Origin of the sequence: Arthrobacter sp. TB 26, assembly GCF_000427315.1 — a bacterium.
Lineage (GTDB): Bacteria > Actinomycetota > Actinomycetes > Actinomycetales > Micrococcaceae > Arthrobacter.
In genome coordinates, this window is sequence record NZ_AUPJ01000545.1 from 1 (window position 1) to 309 (window position 309).

Sequence of the window (309 nt, forward strand, 5' to 3'; positions counted from 1 at the left end):
CTCGGCGAGCCAGGACGCGGCATCAGGCAGCACGGCGACCCGTTCGGCGCCGTTGGCGGCGGCCAGATGCCACAAGCCGTCGCCGTCCCCACTGAGGCCAACGAGCACGGCCGGCGAACGTCCCCGCGGCGGCAGTTCGCGGATGTCGCTGCCGAGCAGCACCACCGCGGCCGCATCCCAGAAGGGCGCCGCCTCCCTGATGTCCGCCACCGTGCGCAGCTGGCCGCCGGACGCCGCCGCGACGCGTTCGACTTCGCCGCGCAGCACCTCGAGTCCTGTGACCAGCAGCGTCTCCGACGACTCGTCCGG

General features: G+C 74.1%; 1 pseudogene. It reads right to left on the reverse strand.

The window, feature by feature from the left end:
• A pseudogene (locus tag K789_RS0121310) lies at positions 1-267 on the reverse strand (hypothetical protein); the annotation flags it as partial.
• Between the last annotated feature and the right edge of the window lie 42 nt (positions 268-309).